Source organism: Chryseobacterium sp. GW821-FHT04C04 (assembly GCF_059420365.1).
The window spans coordinates 697206-713791 of sequence record NZ_JBWKTO010000002.1 but is presented as its reverse complement, the minus strand read 5'-3'; the positions used below and the strand labels follow the sequence as shown (position 1 = coordinate 713791).

Annotated in this window: 13 protein-coding genes; 10 read left to right on the top strand and 3 right to left on the bottom strand. The window is 35.2% G+C overall.

Translation table 11 applies throughout. The features are described from left to right. Positions 1-90 precede the first annotated feature (90 nt). The 3 genes from AC07UM_RS09360 to AC07UM_RS09350 form a co-directional block, all read right to left on the bottom strand. Positions 91-567 carry a DUF6705 family protein gene (locus AC07UM_RS09360; RefSeq protein WP_494682198.1) on the bottom strand — a complete coding sequence of 159 codons (477 nt, stop codon included), beginning with the start codon at positions 565-567 and terminating at the stop codon, positions 91-93. A gap of 70 nt (positions 568-637) precedes the next feature. Next, the gene (locus AC07UM_RS09355; protein WP_494682197.1) at positions 638-1192 is read right to left on the bottom strand and encodes a DUF6705 family protein; all 555 of its coding nucleotides are present in this window, start codon (positions 1190-1192) and stop codon (positions 638-640) included. 11 nt (positions 1193-1203) lie between these two features. Further along, positions 1204-2565, bottom strand: a complete 1362-nt coding sequence (locus tag AC07UM_RS09350) for a hypothetical protein (protein ID WP_494682196.1) — start codon at positions 2563-2565, stop codon at positions 1204-1206. Positions 2566-2690: 125 nt separating this feature from the next. Here AC07UM_RS09350 and AC07UM_RS09345 point away from each other — a divergent pair, with 125 nt between their 5' ends. From AC07UM_RS09345 to AC07UM_RS09300, 10 genes are all read left to right on the top strand, one after another. Then, positions 2691-3068, top strand: a complete 378-nt coding sequence (locus AC07UM_RS09345) for a helix-turn-helix domain-containing protein (protein WP_494682195.1) — start codon at positions 2691-2693, stop codon at positions 3066-3068. Between the two features lie 199 nt (positions 3069-3267). Continuing rightward, positions 3268-5040, top strand: coding sequence for a ComEC/Rec2 family competence protein (locus tag AC07UM_RS09340; RefSeq protein WP_494682194.1), 1773 nt, complete (start codon positions 3268-3270; stop codon positions 5038-5040). A gap of 146 nt (positions 5041-5186) precedes the next feature. Next, entirely contained in the window at positions 5187-5849 is a 663-nt protein-coding gene (locus AC07UM_RS09335) for a succinate dehydrogenase cytochrome b subunit (protein WP_103232034.1), read from the top strand. A gap of 15 nt (positions 5850-5864) precedes the next feature. Continuing rightward, entirely contained in the window at positions 5865-7877 is a 2013-nt protein-coding gene (locus AC07UM_RS09330) for a fumarate reductase/succinate dehydrogenase flavoprotein subunit (protein ID WP_494682193.1), read from the top strand. Between the two features lie 24 nt (positions 7878-7901). After that, positions 7902-8669 carry a succinate dehydrogenase/fumarate reductase iron-sulfur subunit gene (locus AC07UM_RS09325; RefSeq protein ID WP_494682192.1) on the top strand — a complete coding sequence of 256 codons (768 nt, stop codon included), beginning with the start codon at positions 7902-7904 and terminating at the stop codon, positions 8667-8669. Positions 8670-8978: 309 nt separating this feature from the next. Beyond that, a complete protein-coding gene (locus AC07UM_RS09320) occupies positions 8979-10520 on the top strand; it encodes a TlpA family protein disulfide reductase (RefSeq protein WP_152291449.1) in 1542 nt (513 codons plus the stop codon). A gap of 160 nt (positions 10521-10680) precedes the next feature. Beyond that, positions 10681-12087, top strand: coding sequence for a 23S rRNA (uracil(1939)-C(5))-methyltransferase RlmD (rlmD, locus tag AC07UM_RS09315; RefSeq protein WP_494682191.1), 1407 nt, complete (start codon positions 10681-10683; stop codon positions 12085-12087). A gap of 79 nt (positions 12088-12166) precedes the next feature. Continuing rightward, complete coding sequence (locus AC07UM_RS09310; protein ID WP_494682190.1) at positions 12167-12643, top strand: DUF6452 family protein; 477 nt, start codon at positions 12167-12169, stop codon at positions 12641-12643. Continuing rightward, positions 12609-13274: a DUF6048 family protein gene (locus AC07UM_RS09305; protein WP_494682189.1), complete on the top strand. Its 666-nt coding sequence runs from the start codon at positions 12609-12611 to the stop codon at positions 13272-13274. Before AC07UM_RS09310 ends, AC07UM_RS09305 begins: the two co-directional genes overlap by 35 nt. A 179-nt stretch (positions 13275-13453) precedes the next feature. Then, positions 13454-16465 (top strand): reprolysin-like metallopeptidase, encoded by a 3012-nt coding sequence (locus AC07UM_RS09300; protein WP_494682188.1) that lies wholly within the window; start codon positions 13454-13456, stop codon positions 16463-16465. Positions 16466-16586 lie beyond the last annotated feature (121 nt).

Below are 16586 nucleotides of genomic sequence, written 5' to 3'. Positions count from 1 at the left end.
GGTTTATTTTTTTATTGTCTTGTTAGATGTATGATCTTATTATCTGGAGGAGTAGTTTTAAAGTTACTACAGTCCTGGGTCACAATATCATTATCCGGATGAAAAATTAATGCTCATTTGATTTGGTGTTTCTGGTTTTATCCGCACGTATGCATATCCATAATCAATACATCCAATCTTACCGCCAAGAAAGTACATTAAATATGCTTTTAAGTCCTTCTGAAAATTAAAACCAGTAAATTTAGTTTCAGTATCAGGTTTATTAAAATTATCATATTCTACGACACCATTAGCATTTATTATTTTTACTCTTCCAACAAGCATGTCCCATTTTTGATTTTCCCCAACATTTTCTTTTTTGATAAAATTAAATTCATAATTTTTACCATCTCTATTTCCTTTCCATGTGCCGACATATTTATTCAGGGAATTATTAATATCTTTTACATAAGAGGCATTAGGGCATGTTTGAGAGGGAGTGCATTGTGCCATTGTTTCAAGAGAGACAGTTTGTCCTATACAGCCTGTAAAAACGGCAAGGCATATAATACTTAGAATATTTTTCATCGGCTTTTCATATCTTATTGCTATCAATTAAAATGTCAATTCAAAAAACCGCTGAAAAGTGGTTTCTTATTTATTGTTTTGTTAAACTTATAACTTTTTCAGCTGGCATAGTTGTAGTAAAATTCGAGCAATCTTGGGTTACTATATCATAATCAGGTAGAAACAGAACGGTCATTTTGTTTGGTTCAGATTTTATTCTAAGATATAAGAATCCATAATCAATACATCCCGATTTATTACCGGAGAAGTTCATTAAATAAGCTTTTAAATCTTTCTGAAAATTAAATCCAGTAAACTTGATTTCAGTTTCAGGAGTATTAAAATTATCATATTCTACGACACCATTAGCGTTGGTTATTTTTACCCTTCCAATAAGCATATCCCATTTTTGATTTTCCCCCACATTTTCTTTTTTGATAAAATTAAATTCATAATTTTTGCCATCTCTATTGCCTTTCCAAGTGCCAATATATTTATTCAGGGAATTATTAATATCTTTTACATAGGAGGCATTTGGACATGTTTGGGTTGATAAAGTGCATTGTGCCATCGTTTCAAGAGAGACAGTTTGACCTATACAGCCTGTAAAAACGGCAAGGCATATAATACTTAAAATATTTTTCATAATTTATATTTTTATAATCCGGCACATCCGGTTGTCATTTTGTTATTATCAGGTGTTAGTCTTAATTCATAATTTGTATTATTAGAAGCATCCATCTTATAAAGATTTACAGCCTTTACACTCATTCTGTCATTTATGAATCTTAAGAAAGTTAGCTCCAAATCAGTGGACTTTAACATATCAGTTTTATATTGCTCGCGTAAGATGTCAATTTGAGCTTCAGTAAAGTTTTTGATTTGATATTGATTTCCTGTAAATCGAATCTGGTAGTTTCCTGTACTTGTAACCATTACAGCATAGACTTCTGATAAAGGTCTTCCTGCATTATGAGCATTTTTTAGCATATCCATAAAATATGCCACATCAGCAGGAGAAAACATTTTTATACCTTTTCTTATTACTTCGTCTCCGTTTTCATCAGTATAAGTATGATCGTTAACGTGCGTATGAAGATATCCCATTATATCTTTATTTGCTTGTAAAGTTGCGTTTGGAAGTGATAGACTATTTTTATTTTCTGTTTGTGTCGCAGCATCTTTATACGTGTAAGAGCCATTTGTTCTCTGGATATATCCGGTTTCTTTTTTTAAGGCGGTATTGTTTTCTAAATTACTTATATTATTTTGAAATAAGGTATTTTGCCTTTGTTCTCTTACTATTTTACAATAGTCAGCAAGATCCTGCTGTTCTTGTGTATATGGGTAACCACCGTTACCACCACCACCGCCACCACCACCGCCACTGCCGCCGTCACCACCGCTTCCACCACCACATTGTGAATCGGGAGACATATCCATGCATTCTAAGTAAGGCCCGGCTGGTGAGCAATGCATTTCTACAAAATGATCAACCTGTAGAATGGCTCCTGATATAGTATCTGTCCAGGTTACTGTTTTATAAATAGTGACGCAGCTGTTCTTACTTTGTGCATTTCCTGTGTTTTCTTTAAATGCCCCGGAAAGATTTTCCCTGTTTTTAAAAACCAATAGGTCAAAAAACTTTTTAGATTTTTCATTAGGATCCATTTTGAAAAAGACTCTGTCTCCTTCTCTTTTTACTACGAGAGTAAAATTCACCTTTCTGTCTTTTATAACAGGAACTTCAAGGAAACTTTCATCACCTGCTGTTGTTGCATAATTCCAGGCAACTTCACCATGTTTGGCTTTGAAATAATTGGGATCTGAATAGGTCTCAAATATTTTCTTTACATTTTTAATGTATTTTTCATCTTCCTTCCAGAGACTTTTTGAAGTGTACTCTTTTGATAAGATAGAGGCCTCAGAAGCAGATGAGGTTTCATCATGAATACAGGAAGAAAGGGAAGAGGTTATGATTGCCAGCAGCAGCAACCAATGGGTTATTTTTTTCATCATAAATTTTGTTTTTTTAGATTTTAAATATACAAATTTTATCACATCGGTGTGATTTTATACAAAAATATATTTTTCTACCTTCCTACATCAAAAGAATTTTTTTTTTGATAAAAATTCATTTTAAAATGAGTATAGGTACAAGAGTAAAGCAATACAGGGAAGCCAGAAACTGGTCTCAGGAAGACTTGGCAGTACGTTTAGATACTACACAGACTACTATTTCCAATATAGAGTCTGATAAAAATATTCCCAACTCTTTACTGCTGAATAAAATAGCAAAAGAATTAGAGGTTGATATTAACGATTTACTTATTGATAGTGCTAATAATATCATGACAAATAATGAATTTAGCGATCACGCTGTTGCTGCTGCCAATCAATACAATCCTGTTTTCAACATGCAGTTGCCGGAATTATTAGAGAGTATTCTGAAAAATCAGGAACAGCTTGCTAAACTTATGGAAATACAAAGTAAGCTGATAGAAAGTTTTCTCAAGAAATAGAATAGCTTAAACAAGAAATACAAGAAAGTCTGGAACCATTGTTTCAGACTTTTATTTTTTTAATATAAATAGATTTTACATAGCAAAAAATCAGGTTCTCTATTAATTCCTTTGATGGTGTTTTAAGTTGTTATTTGGTTGTTGAAGAGGAGGTTATTTAAGTAATAATTATCTATTTTCCAAGGATAATTAATTGAAATTGCAAAAGCAGCCTCTCCTTATTCTGGTACTATTTTTTATTCTTGGAATTCTTTTTCAGGATAAGATGGTACTGTCAGGAATTGTATTTTATGTAGTTATTGCAATTTGCCTGGTTATACTCGCCGCGATATGTTTTCATTCTTATTTTCTGCACAAAATTAAAGTTATTTTACTTGCACTTTTGTTCTTTGGAACGGGGATTATTCTTCATGGTTATACTACTTCTTCAAACGATGTTCATTTGCTTGTAAAGAAAAAAGAATCCGTTACTTTTAAAATCTCTCAAAAATTAAATTCTACTGAAAAATATAGAAAGTATGAAGGAACAGCCAGGATAAGAAATGGGGTATTAAATTCAATTTTTTATATTCCTAAGACTCACCAAGAGCTGGATTTTATTCATTACTATAAAGCTGAAGGGTATATAACACCACCAAAAGCGCCCCAATATGATTTTCAATTTAACTATTTTCAATACCTGAAAAGAAGACATGTTGATTACCAGATTTATCTTTCAAAAGAAATTGTATCTGCAGAACGGGATGATCTGACAATTACAGATAAACTCCGGCAATATAGACTTACGGTTCTCAAGAAGATTGATAAAGCTGGAATGTCTGCGAGAACCAAAGAGTTTTTGAAAGGTATTATTCTGGCGGATCGTACAGAAATGGATGCAGATACTATACTGGATTTCAATAGGTCCGGTTTAATTCATTTTTTGGCTATTTCCGGGACTCATGTTGTGGTTATTTTCGGAATGGTTTACTTTTTACTGATCCATTTTATTCCTCTGAGATTCAGGAAATATGCGATTATTCTAAGTTTATCTTTTATCTGGCTGTTTGCTGCTTTCATAGGATTTGGAAATTCTGTTTTGCGTTCCTGCATCATGCTGACGGTGTATTTTATATTTGTGTTGCTTCAGCGGAAACCTGATCTGCTTCACTCCTTGGGATTATCAGCTTTCTTTATTTTAATCGGAGACACCCAGCAGCTTTTTGAGGTGGGATTTCAGCTTAGCTTTCTGGCTGTTTTGGGAATATATTGGTTGAATCAGCCTCTTTTGAAGTGTTTTCCGAAGCAGGACAATTATGTTAAAAAGATTCTGTTTAACACAATTACACTATCTTTATCTGCGCAGATGGCAACACTACCTCTGGTATTGTATTATTTTCATCAGTTTTCATTCATATCCATCATTGCAAATTTTGTTATTGTTCCTTTTTCCGAAATAATTATCGTTTTTTCATTCCTGATGACTGCTCTTTTTTCCTTTGGAATTGACTTTGGACTTATAAATGTGATCTATGATTTCGTTATTCAGATATTGTTGAAAATGATCCATTGGTTTGCTGATATAGACCTATTATTCTTTGAAAACATCTCTATGAATGGAGTAGAGGTTCTCTCTGTATCAGCAGCTATCTATTTATTAAGGCCGGTCATGTTAAAATTTAATTTTAAAAATTCTATGAGATTAATGATGGCAGTTATCGTGTTTATGATGATAAGAGTTGGAAGCAATATCTCTGAAAATCAGAAAGAAGAAGTGTTGGTTCATGCCTTTAGTAAAAGTAAAATTTTTTCAATAAAAAAGGGAAATAATGCTTGTTTCTGGATTTCGGATAGGGAAAATAAGACAAAGGTTTTACAGTATATTGTAAGACCTTACTGCGCTTCCAGAAGAGTAGATTATTTTGAAATAAAAACCTTTTTACCCTCTACTCAGCAAGTCGTTTTCAGAGATAAGATTTATGATCTGAAATAATGTTCTACAATTTATACGTTTTCCTCCACTTATAATGTGTATCATTCTTATTTAGAAAGATTACAAACTGTCTAATTGTGAGATTTCTCACTTTTCGATCTTGTTAACATTTCTTAATTTTGTGGGAAATTCAAATTTAAACTTATATGGCAGGTTTAACGAGTTCTACGATAGGTAGAAAATACGCTATGGCATTATCAGCTCTGTTTTTGCTGGTTTTTCTTATACTGCATTTGACAACCAATTTGTTATCAGTTCTGAATAAGGATGCGTTCAATACAGCATCTGACTTTATGGGCTATAATCCTTTTGTGCAGTTCTTAATGCAGCCTATTCTTGGCTTTGCAGTAATTTTCCATTTTGCGATGGGATTTGTATTGGAAATCAAGAATAATAAAGCGCGTCCGGTAAAGTATGCAGCAAACAACGCATCAGTGAATTCTTCATGGATGTCCAGAAATATGATTATTTCAGGAGCTGTTATTTTAGCTTTCTTGGCGCTTCACTTATATGATTTCTGGCTGCATGAAATTAATTACAAGTATGTAGACGGATTGACTCCTGATGCAGAACGTTTCTGGCCCGAGCTTCATGAGAAGTTTGCTGATCTTTGGAGAGTGGCTCTGTATGTAATCTCTTTTGTTTTATTGGGATTACACCTAGCTCACGGGTTTCAGTCTTCATTCCAGTCAATCGGAGCAAGACATCCAAAATATACTCCGGTGATCAAAGCTTTCGGGAAATGGTATTCAATCATTATTCCTGCAGGATTTATCATCGTAGCAGTTTACCATTTTATAACTCAATAATATCAATATACTAGTATGAGTAAATTAGATTCAAGAATTCCAGCGGGTCCTCTTAAAGACAAGTGGAAAAATCATAAAGACCATATGAACCTTGTTGCACCAAACAACAGAGATAAGATTGATATTATTGTTGTAGGTACAGGTTTGGCAGGAGGTTCTGCTGCAGCTACATTAGCTGAGCAAGGATATAATGTAAAAGCATTCTGCTACCAGGATTCTCCAAGAAGAGCGCACTCTATTGCAGCTCAGGGAGGGATCAACGCAGCTAAGAATTACCAGGGAGACGGTGACTCTACTTACAGATTGTTTTATGATACCATCAAAGGTGGTGACTATAGAGCAAGAGAAGCCAACGTTTACAGATTAGCTGAAGTTTCTGCAAATATTATTGACCAATGTGTTTCGCAAGGGGTTCCCTTCGGTAGAGATTACGGCGGTCAGCTAGATAACCGTTCATTTGGTGGAGTTCAGGTAAAAAGAACTTTCTATGCAAAAGGACAAACAGGACAGCAGTTATTATTAGGTGCTTATTCTTCAATGAGCCGTCAGATCGGTAAAGGAAGAATCAAGATGTACAACCGTCACGAGATGCTAGATCTTGTTATTGTTGACGGAAAAGCAAGAGGAATTATTGCAAGAAACCTTGTAACAGGTGAAATTGAAAGACATTCTGCTCACGCTGTAGTAATTGCTTCAGGAGGATACGGAAACGTTTATTTCCTTTCTACCAATGCCATGGGATCCAATGTTTCTGCAGCTTGGAAAATCCACAAAAAAGGAGCGTATTTTGCAAACCCTTGTTATGTACAGATACACCCGACTTGTATTCCTGTTCATGGAACGCAGCAGTCTAAACTTACTTTGATGTCTGAATCTCTTAGAAACTCAGGAAGAATTTGGGTTCCTAAGAAAATTGAAGATTCTGTAGCCATCAGAGAAGGTAAATTGAGACCTGAAAATATTAAAGAAGAAGATAGAGATTATTATTTAGAAAGAAGATATCCTGCATTCGGAAACTTAGTACCTAGAGACGTTGCGTCTAGAGCTGGTAAAGAAAGATGTGATGCTGGTTTTGGAATCGAAAATAATGAAACGAAAGAAGGTGTTTACTTAGATTTCTCAACAGAGATCATCAAAAAAGGTAAAGAAGCCGCTATCGAAAAACATATTCATAATCCTACAGATCAGCAGATTTATGATTTAGGAAAAGCTTGGATTGAGGAGAAGTATGGTAACTTGTTCGTTATGTACGAAAAAATTACAGCTGATGATCCTTATAAAACTCCAATGAAAATCTATCCTGCAGTTCACTATACAATGGGTGGTGTATGGGTTGATTATAACCTTCAGTCTACAATCCCTGGATGTTTTGTCATTGGTGAAGCCAACTTCTCTGATCACGGAGCAAACAGATTGGGAGCTTCTGCTTTGATGCAAGGCCTGGCGGACGGATATTTCGTTCTTCCTTACACGATTGCAGATTATCTTTCTGCGGATATCAGAACGGGAACTATCCCTACTAATTCAGCAGCATTTGATGAAGCTGAAAAAGAAATTAAAGGAAAAGTAAATTTCTTCTTAAATAATAAAGGAACACATTCTGTAGATCATTTCCACAAAAAACTAGGACACATCATGTGGAATAAAGTGGGGATGGGAAGAACTCCTGAAGGATTAAAAGAAGCTATTGCTGAAATTGCTCAGGTGAAAAAAGAATTCTGGGAAGACGTGAAAGTTCCTGGTGATGCTGATGGAATGAACACTGAGCTTGAAAAAGCATTCAGAGTGGCAGATTTTATCGAACTAGGACAATTAATGGCTATCGATGCGTTACACAGAAATGAGTCTTGTGGCGGACACTTCAGAGAAGATCATGCTACTCCTGAAGGTGAAGCAGAAAGAGACGATGTCAACTTTAAGTATGTAGGAGCTTGGGAATATCAGACTGATGATATCACAACAGAAGTTCTGCATAAAGAAGAGCTGATCTACGAAAACATTGAAGTTAAAGCAAGAAGTTACAAATAATCTCCAACCTATAAATAAATAATTATGAGTGCAAAAAAAGGCCTTCATCTTACCCTAAAAATTTGGAGACAAAAAAATAGCAAAACTAAAGGTCAGTTTGAGACCTACAAAATATCAGATGTTTCTACAGATTCTTCTTTCTTGGAAATGTTGGATATTCTGAATGAAAACATCATCAACGAAGGAAAAGAGCCTATCGCTTTCGATCACGACTGTCGTGAAGGAATTTGCGGGATGTGTTCTCTTTACATCAATGGTAGAGCGCACGGTCCTGATACTGGTATCACGACTTGTCAGCTTCACATGAGAATGTTTAAAGATGGTGAAACGATCGTTATTGAGCCTTGGAGAAGTGCTGCTTTCCCTGTTATCAAAGATTTGATGGTAGACAGAAGCGCATTCGACAGAGTAATGGCTGCAGGAGGTTTCATCTCTGTGAATACTTCCGGTAATACATTGGATGCCAACGCAATTCCGGTTCCAAAAGAAGATGCAGACAAAGCAATGGATGCCGCTGCTTGTATCGGATGTGGAGCTTGTGTAGCAACATGTAAAAACGGATCTGCAATGCTATTTGTAGGAGCTAAAGTTTCTCAATATGCATTACTTCCTCAAGGAAGAGTAGAAGCGAAGAGAAGAGTGCTGAACATGGTAAAAGCTATGGACGAAGAAGGATTCGGAAACTGTTCAAACACCGGAGCATGTGAAGTAGAATGTCCTAAAGGTATTTCTCTTGAAAACATCGCTAGAATGAACAGAGAATATATGGCTGCTCTTGTAGATCGAGGATAGAATTGAATCAAATACATAAAAAATCGCCTTCATTTTTGGAGGCGATTTTTTTATGAAAGGCATAGCCTTGTTAAAGTTTGTTAACTTATTGATAGATTTGAGTCATTCTTTATTTAATAAGTATATATTTGAAGGGTAGTTGAATCGTTTTTTCAAAAACTTTCAAAAACGTCTTACCGTGACAAAAGAGATTCATAAAATAATTGAAATATCCCTTTTGAGCCGTAATAATAAAATTTTTAAAAAAAATAATTAGTGTGAATTAACAAGCCCTAAAAAGCTTATTTTTGTGTAATATTAAAAATTGAAATGAAAAAATATCTTTTATTGTTTATCATCACAGTTTTTGTGATGTCTTGTTCAAAAAAAGTAGAAGTAAAAGGGAAAATTACCGGAAGCTCATCATTAGAAAGAATTGAATTTGTGGAAGCTTCAGGAGTAGGAACCCTGCCTTTGGTAAATATTGGTTTAGATAAAGACGGAAATTTCTCAGGAAACTTCGATGCTCCTAAAGACGGAATGTACGTAATCAACTATGCAGGCAGACAAAACCTGATCTATCTTGAAGGAGGACAAAAAGTAAATATTTCAGGAAACGGAACCACTTTCCCAAGTGAATACGTAATTACTGGAGACGCTAAAAAGAATAATGATTTCCTTACAGCAACGATGAAGTTCCTTGCAGAATATGGCAGCAAAGTGAACTTAGGAGCATTAATGGGTGGAGATGAAGCAGCTTTTCTAAAAGGTATGCATAAAGTTGAAGCAGACATTAATAAAAATGTTGATGATCTTGCAAAGAAAAATAACCCAAGCAAAGGGCTTTTAGAGTGGAAGAAAAACGACGTGAAAGTAACTATTCTTAACTTGCTTGCCAACTATGAAATGTCTCACGGACCAATGTCAGGGAATCCATCTTATAAGGCTTCTAAAGCTTTCAAAGACTACGAAACCCAACTGGAAACTGACAAAGAAGCGATGGTGAAAACGATCCCTCTTTACAGACAATATCTTCTTGTAAAAATGACTCCTGATTTTCAGAAGTATGCAGAAGCAAACAGCAAAGGGAAAACCGGAGTTACAACTTCTGAGATGTTCGCTCAATATTTAAAAACTAAGAAAGATTTATCTCAGACTGCAAAAGATTATCTTTTAGCATTTGTAATGGCTCAGGCAGATATTCATCCAACGAGTCCAGCGGCAAACATTGACAAGATTAAAAAAATCATCGATTCAGATATCAAAGATGCTACTATTAAAAGTGATCTTTTAAAAATGCAGGTAGCCATTACAGGACTTAAAATCGGAGAAGCAGCTCCAGATGCAGCTTTAACAAAACAGGACGGAAAAGCGTATAAGCTTTCTGAAAACAAAGGAAAACCTTATATGGTATTCTTCTATGCTTCATGGAATCCTTACATCAGCGAAGCTACAGTACCTGTATTAAAAGAAGTGGTAAACTTCTATAAATCTAAAATGAATTTTGTATTTGTAAACGTAGACGATACAAAAGATCAGTTTATTAAAACAAGCAATTCTCTTTTAAAAGGGATTCAAGGAGTAAATGTTTACGGAGAAGGAGGTCTTAATTCTGACATTGCCAAGAAATATGGTGTATACGGATTTAAATTACCTTGCTTTGTGATCATCGATAAAGACGGTAAAATTGCCAGCAGATCTTTTGTGAATCTTGGTGAGCAGGAACTGGTAACCGTTCTTGATAAGCAGACTGGGCTTTCTGCTCCGAAAGCACAACCCAACATGCAGATGCAGCCACAATTACAGCTTGATCCTTCTGCAATGCAGCAAGCTCCACAGCCTGCAAATCCGCAGCCGGCTCCAACAAAATAATAAACTTTAACACAGTATAGAAACCTTATCTTCGGATAAGGTTTTTTTTATTGTATTTTTGCAAACGAAATTGGAACTGAAAGGTTTTAAAGTTTAGTAGAAAAAATAGAAAATAGATGAAGTATAGAGTAGAAAGCTATCTTCGTCACAAGAAATTGATATGAGAAAGAAGAAAGATGTAATTCTTGAAAATATAAAGCTTTTCGCAGCAGGAGCAAAAGGTGTAGCTATTGGGAAAACTGAAGAAGGGAAAACTGTTTTAGTTTCCGGTGCGATTCCCGGAGACGTTGTAAATGCAAGAGTTAAAAAATCAAAGTCAAAATATTTTGAGGCTGAAGTAAAAGAAATCGTTGAGAAATCACCATTCAGAGTTGAGCCAAAATGTGTTCACTTCGGAACTTGTGGTGGTTGCAAATGGCAGAATATGAGCTACGAAAAGCAGCTTGATTTTAAACAGGAAGAAGTATATAATAATATTAAAAGAATCGGAGGAATTGAAGATTTTGAAACGGTTCCAATTTTAGGCGCTGAAGAACAATATTTCTACAGAAATAAAATGGAATTTTCTTTTTCTAATGCAAGATGGTTGACTCAATACGAAATCAGTTCTGAAGAAAACTTCGGAAGCAGAGATGCGCTTGGTTTCCATATTCCGGGAATGTGGAGCAAGATTTTAGATTTAAAAGAATGTTTCCTTCAGGAAGATCCGTCGAATGCCATTCGTTTGGCAGTTAAAAAATTTGCTGAGAATAAAGGGTTAGATTTCTTTGATGTGAGAGATCAGAAAGGTTTCCTGAGAACTTTAATGATGAGACAAAACTCTAAAGGAGAGTGGATGGTTTTATTCCAGCTTTACAGAGAAGAAAAAGAAAACCGCACTCAGCTTTTTGATTACTTGTTGGAGCAGTTCCCACAGATAAAAACGTTGGTGTATGCTATTAATTCTAAACAGAATGATTCTATTTATGATTTAAATATCAATGTGTATTTCGGAGAAGGTTACCTTATGGAAGAAATGGACGGATTGAAATTTAAAATCGGACCAAAATCTTTCTTTCAAACTAATTACAAACAAGCTTTAGAATTATATAGAAAAACGCTTGAATTTGCCGATTTAAAAGGTGATGAAGTTGTTTACGATTTATACACGGGAACTGGAACAATTGCTCAATATGTGGCAAGAAATGCAAAACAGGTTATCGGAATCGAATCTGTTCAGGAAGCAATCGATGCGGCAATCGAGCATGCTGAACTGAATGGTTTAACCAACACAACTTTCTATTGTGGAGATATGAAAAACGTCTTTAATGACGAGTTTTTAGAAAATCATCCAAAAGCAGATGTTTTAATTACAGATCCACCAAGAGACGGAATGCACCAGAAAGTAGTAGAACAGATTTTAAAGCTTTCACCGGAAAAAGTAGTTTATGTGAGCTGCAACTCAGCAACGCAGGCGAGAGACCTTGCTTTGATGAGAGATCACTATACGTTAGTAAAGATCTTACCAGTAGATATGTTCCCACAGACACACCATGTTGAGAACATTGCATTGCTGATTAAAAAATAAATTTATTTAAATTTGAATTTCAAATCTTAATATGAAACGTCAGTTCCATCTGACTAAATTAAAAAATAAAAATGTACAGATGAAGTACTTTAAATTTCTCATAGCGATCTGTTTTTTAAGCCTGCTTTTTTCCTGTGGGGGAGATGATGATATTTGCGAAAGCGGAGAAGGGACTCCCAGAATGAAGGTTGCTTTCAGATCACTATCAACTGGAAAGGAAATGACAGTGGATACACTATATGTAGCAGTAGACTATGGTGCGGGAAAAGTGGATCTGGGTAAACTTGTAAACATTGATTCCCGACTAATTCCTTTGCGGGTAGACAATTCACCTTATACAGATGTCTATTTCAAAGTTAGAATTAAAGGAGTGGAATCTAAAGTAAGGGTCAACTATACTACAAAGTCGACCTATGTATCTCCAGGATGTGGGATCAAGAAGTATTATGAGAATTTAACTTCAGAATTAGTAACTCCGAATCCTGTTCAAAAGGTCGAAATCGGACAAAATCAAATAGAAAATGAAGACAAGACTAATCTTTACCTTTCTTTTTAGTTTATTTGGTATAATAAGCTGGGCACAAGACAAAAAAAAGGAAGCAGAAAAGAAGGTTCACGAAAAATATAAACCTAATTTTATGGTTGGCCTTGATGTATTAAATACTGGTGCCGGATTTTTTTCGGACAGAAAACTGTATCAGGGATTTATTTCTTCAAAAATCAGAGGGAATGTTCATGCTATAGCAGAAGCTGGTTTTGAAAAAAATGTATATCAGAAGAATGGGTATGATGCTAAAGCAAGCGGTCCCTTTGTTAAGCTGGGAGCATTTTATATGCTGGCAAAAGATGCAGAAAATGAATTCAACGGATTTTATGCCGGAGGAAAAGTTGCTGGGTCGTTCTATAACCAGGAGTATATGGCAATTCCCGTTCGCGGATTCGGTGGAAGTAGTTCTTCTGAAGCCTTTCCTTCCTCATCTCAGTCTTCTTTTTGGCTGGAAGGAACGATAGGGGGAAGGGTACAGTTATTCAGTTCCAACTTCTACATTGACGTGAATCTTCAGCCGAGATATTTGGTATATACTTCCAAGCAGGATGATATCTCTCCAATGATAGTTCCTGGGTTCGGAAAAAGCTCATCAAAATTCAATATGGGATTTGCATGGAATATTGCTTATAAGTTTTAGAAATATTAATTATTAACTTTTATAATATATAAAATACAAACTTTAGACATGTCTAAAGTTTGTATTTTTTTTAATGAATATGTTTATTGTGTGTATAGTGTTGAAAATATTAACTTATTTTATTTGTGTGATGCATAAAATAACTATATTTGGCGGAAATTATAATTGTTATTTAATTTATGAAAAGAGTATTTACTACTTTCATGTGTGCGTTAATAGGGGGGACAATGTTCGGACAATGGACTCCTGCTAAATCAGACATGAAAAAAAGAGCTAGGGATATGCAGCCCCCTAGAATAGAAACATATTTCAAATTGGATTTAGACCAGCTAAGATCCCAATTGAAAGGAGCACAGGAAATGGGTGCAAATTCTAAACCGATCGTTGTGGCAATCCCAACATTGGATGGTAAAATTCGAAAGTTTAATGTTTATAGTTTTCCTGTTGTAGTAAAAGAACTTGCTGATCAATATGAGCTTGGTTCTTACATCGGAACATCCATTGAGGATCCCACACAAAGTATTAGATTTTCTGTAGCTCCTACTGATTTTCAATCTATGTTATTTAAAGATGGGAATTACGAATTTATTGAACCTGTTAACAAGTCAACTGGATTATACTCTGTACATCCAAAAACTAGAAAATCAGGAGGAAAAGCTTTTGAGTGTAGTACTACAGAAGATCCTAATGGGGTAAAAGATATTGAGAATTTATATAATAGCGCAAAGACATTTGCTGATACTCCTGGTGTATTTAATAGAAGTTCGGATAGAAAATATCGTACAATGAGATTGGTAGTCTCAACTACGGCTGAATATACACAAAAGTTTGGAGGAACTGTTGCTGGAGCATTGACTCAGATTAATGCAACGTTATCCAGAGTAAATGGGGTTTTTGAAAAAGACTTTGGACTGCATTTAAATTTACAGAATTATACAAATGTTATATACTTAAATGCATCTACAGATCCTTATTCTGTTCCAAGTATAGGAACAGCTGCAGCTAATGCAAGTAATGCAAATGGTTGGAATGTTCAACTTCAGAGAACATTAAGTACGAACGTAGGAAATGACAATTATGATATTGGCCATTTATTTGGAGATTCTGGAGGTGGAGGAAATGCAGGCTGTATAGGTTGTGTTTGTATCAATCCAACAGGGGATCCTGCTACATCTCTTTCTAAACAAAAAGGGTCTGGGTTTACTTCACCTGCAAATGGAGTACCATCAGGGGATAGTTTCGATATAGACTATGTAGCTCACGAAATGGGACACCAACTTGGAGCTAATCATACCTTTTCTCATGCGATTGAAACTTCAAATGTAAATGTTGAACCAGGTTCAGGAACAACAATCATGGGGTATGCTGGAATCACAGGTGCATTAACTGATGTTCAAGCACATTCTGATCCTTATTTTCATAGAGTTAGCATTGGTCAGGTTCAAACAAACCTAATTGCTAAAACATGTGACGTTGAAACTAGCGTTTCAAACAATCAGCCTACAATTTCAGATCTTCCAAGTTATGCAATTCCTAAAAAAACAGCGTTTGTATTGACTGCAAATGTTACGGATCCTGAAAATGATCCAATGACGTATACATGGGAGGAAGTTGATAGCCCAGTATATGCTGGAGCCAACTCCATTACAATTAACAAAAATAATATTGGAACGACTACGGTAGGAGGATCATTTAGATCTGTTTTACCATCAACAAGTCCAACAAGATATTTTCCTAAATTCTCATCAGTACTTGCAGGGGTTTTGGATAACTCGTTAGGTACTTGGGAATCAACTTCACAGGTTGCAAGAAGCTCGAACTTTGCAATAACTGTTAGAGATAATAATGCAAACATACAAGAGCAACAAACAAACTCTGCACAACAGAGTATTACTGTTGGAAATGATGGGCCTTTCCAAGTTACTCAACCCTATTTATTTACTAACGTTGCTTCAAATTTAACATGGGATGTTGCTAATACAACAGGAGCACCTTACAATGTTGCCAATGTTAAAATTGATTATTCAACTGATAATGGTGTTACTTGGACAATTCTTTCTCCATCAACTCCTAATGATGGATCTGAATCCTTTACAATGCCTACATCACTTAATGGGCAGACTATTGTAATGAGAATTTCTTCTATTGGAAATGTCTTTTATGCTCTTAAGAAAATATATGTTGACTCTCAGGTTGTTTGTGGAGGAACGCCAGTGGGTACTATTGTAAGTAATATTACAATATCAGGAGGTTTAGTGAGTTGGGCTCCGGTAAGTGGTGCAACATCATATTCTATACAATATAAAAAAGCTACTGATGTTACTTGGTCCCAAGCTACTTCTGCAACGAACTCTTATGCGATTTCGAACTTGGCGGATTGTACGTCTTATCAGGTACAGGTTGCGGCAGTTTGTTCAGGAAGTACAGGAACATATTCTACACCAACAACTTTTTCAACAACTTGTGTGAGCTATTGCGCTGCTAGTTCTAATGATTCTACTTATCTTTCTATTTCAAACCTTCAGGTTTCTAATACGAATATTAATAATCCTTCTGGACCAAGCACATATACTGATTTTACTGGTAACACAGCACTTCAAGGTAATCTTGTTAAAGGAACTAGCTATTCTGTAACAATTACAGCAACATTGCCAGCAGAGAACTTTGCTATGGTATTTATAGACTATAATAAAGATGGAGTTTTTGCATCTAATGAAAGAGTGTTGAATTTCCCTGTAACTGCTACTAATGTATTTACAGGTTCGTTTACAGTACCTACAACAGGAGTTGTAGAAGGACAGGCATTGAGAATGAGAGTTATGGTTGGTTATGCAGGAGCAGATAATCTTGGATTAGGTGCACCGGCATCATGGGTATGTGGAACAAGTTTCAATGATGGAGAGGTCGAAGATTATAACGTAGTTGTTACAAGTAGCCTTGCTACTTCTGAAACTTCTGTTAAAAATAATGGTATTCAGATCTATCCAAATCCTGCAACTGATATTCTAAATATTACTAAAGTTTCAGATAGAGCTACCTATAAAATTTATAGTGCTCCTGGACAATTAGTAGATAGTGGAAATATCAATAATGGAAAAATTAATGTTTCAGCATTAGTTAAAGGAGGGTATATAATTACAATAGATGATAAAGGTATTGAGCAATTCAAATCAAAATTCATCAAGAAATAAAAATAACCTTTAAATATTATTAAATCCCCGGGCTATCCCGGGGATTTCTTTATTTAAAGCATAAGTGGAGATATTGTTGTTTTTTTTCAAAAAAAAGCTAATTGTACCTATAAATTAATAA

Bases quoted from the DNA above. Each gene is read 5' to 3' on its own strand.
- AC07UM_RS09360 (WP_494682198.1), bottom strand. From the start codon at position 567: ATGAAAAATATTCTAAGTATTATATGCCTTGCCGTTTTTACAGGCTGT.
- AC07UM_RS09355 (WP_494682197.1), bottom strand. From the start codon at position 1,192: ATGAAAAATATTTTAAGTATTATATGCCTTGCCGTTTTTACAGGCTGT.
- AC07UM_RS09350 (WP_494682196.1), bottom strand. From the start codon at position 2,565: ATGATGAAAAAAATAACCCATTGGTTGCTGCTGCTGGCAATCATAACC.
- AC07UM_RS09345 (WP_494682195.1), top strand. From the start codon at position 2,691: ATGAGTATAGGTACAAGAGTAAAGCAATACAGGGAAGCCAGAAACTGG.
- AC07UM_RS09335 (WP_103232034.1), top strand. From the start codon at position 5,187: ATGGCAGGTTTAACGAGTTCTACGATAGGTAGAAAATACGCTATGGCA.
- AC07UM_RS09330 (WP_494682193.1), top strand. From the start codon at position 5,865: ATGAGTAAATTAGATTCAAGAATTCCAGCGGGTCCTCTTAAAGACAAG.
- AC07UM_RS09325 (WP_494682192.1), top strand. From the start codon at position 7,902: ATGAGTGCAAAAAAAGGCCTTCATCTTACCCTAAAAATTTGGAGACAA.
- AC07UM_RS09320 (WP_152291449.1), top strand. From the start codon at position 8,979: ATGAAAAAATATCTTTTATTGTTTATCATCACAGTTTTTGTGATGTCT.
- rlmD (WP_494682191.1), top strand. From the start codon at position 10,681: ATGAGAAAGAAGAAAGATGTAATTCTTGAAAATATAAAGCTTTTCGCA.
- AC07UM_RS09310 (WP_494682190.1), top strand. From the start codon at position 12,167: ATGAAGTACTTTAAATTTCTCATAGCGATCTGTTTTTTAAGCCTGCTT.
- AC07UM_RS09305 (WP_494682189.1), top strand. From the start codon at position 12,609: ATGAAGACAAGACTAATCTTTACCTTTCTTTTTAGTTTATTTGGTATA.
- AC07UM_RS09300 (WP_494682188.1), top strand. From the start codon at position 13,454: ATGAAAAGAGTATTTACTACTTTCATGTGTGCGTTAATAGGGGGGACA.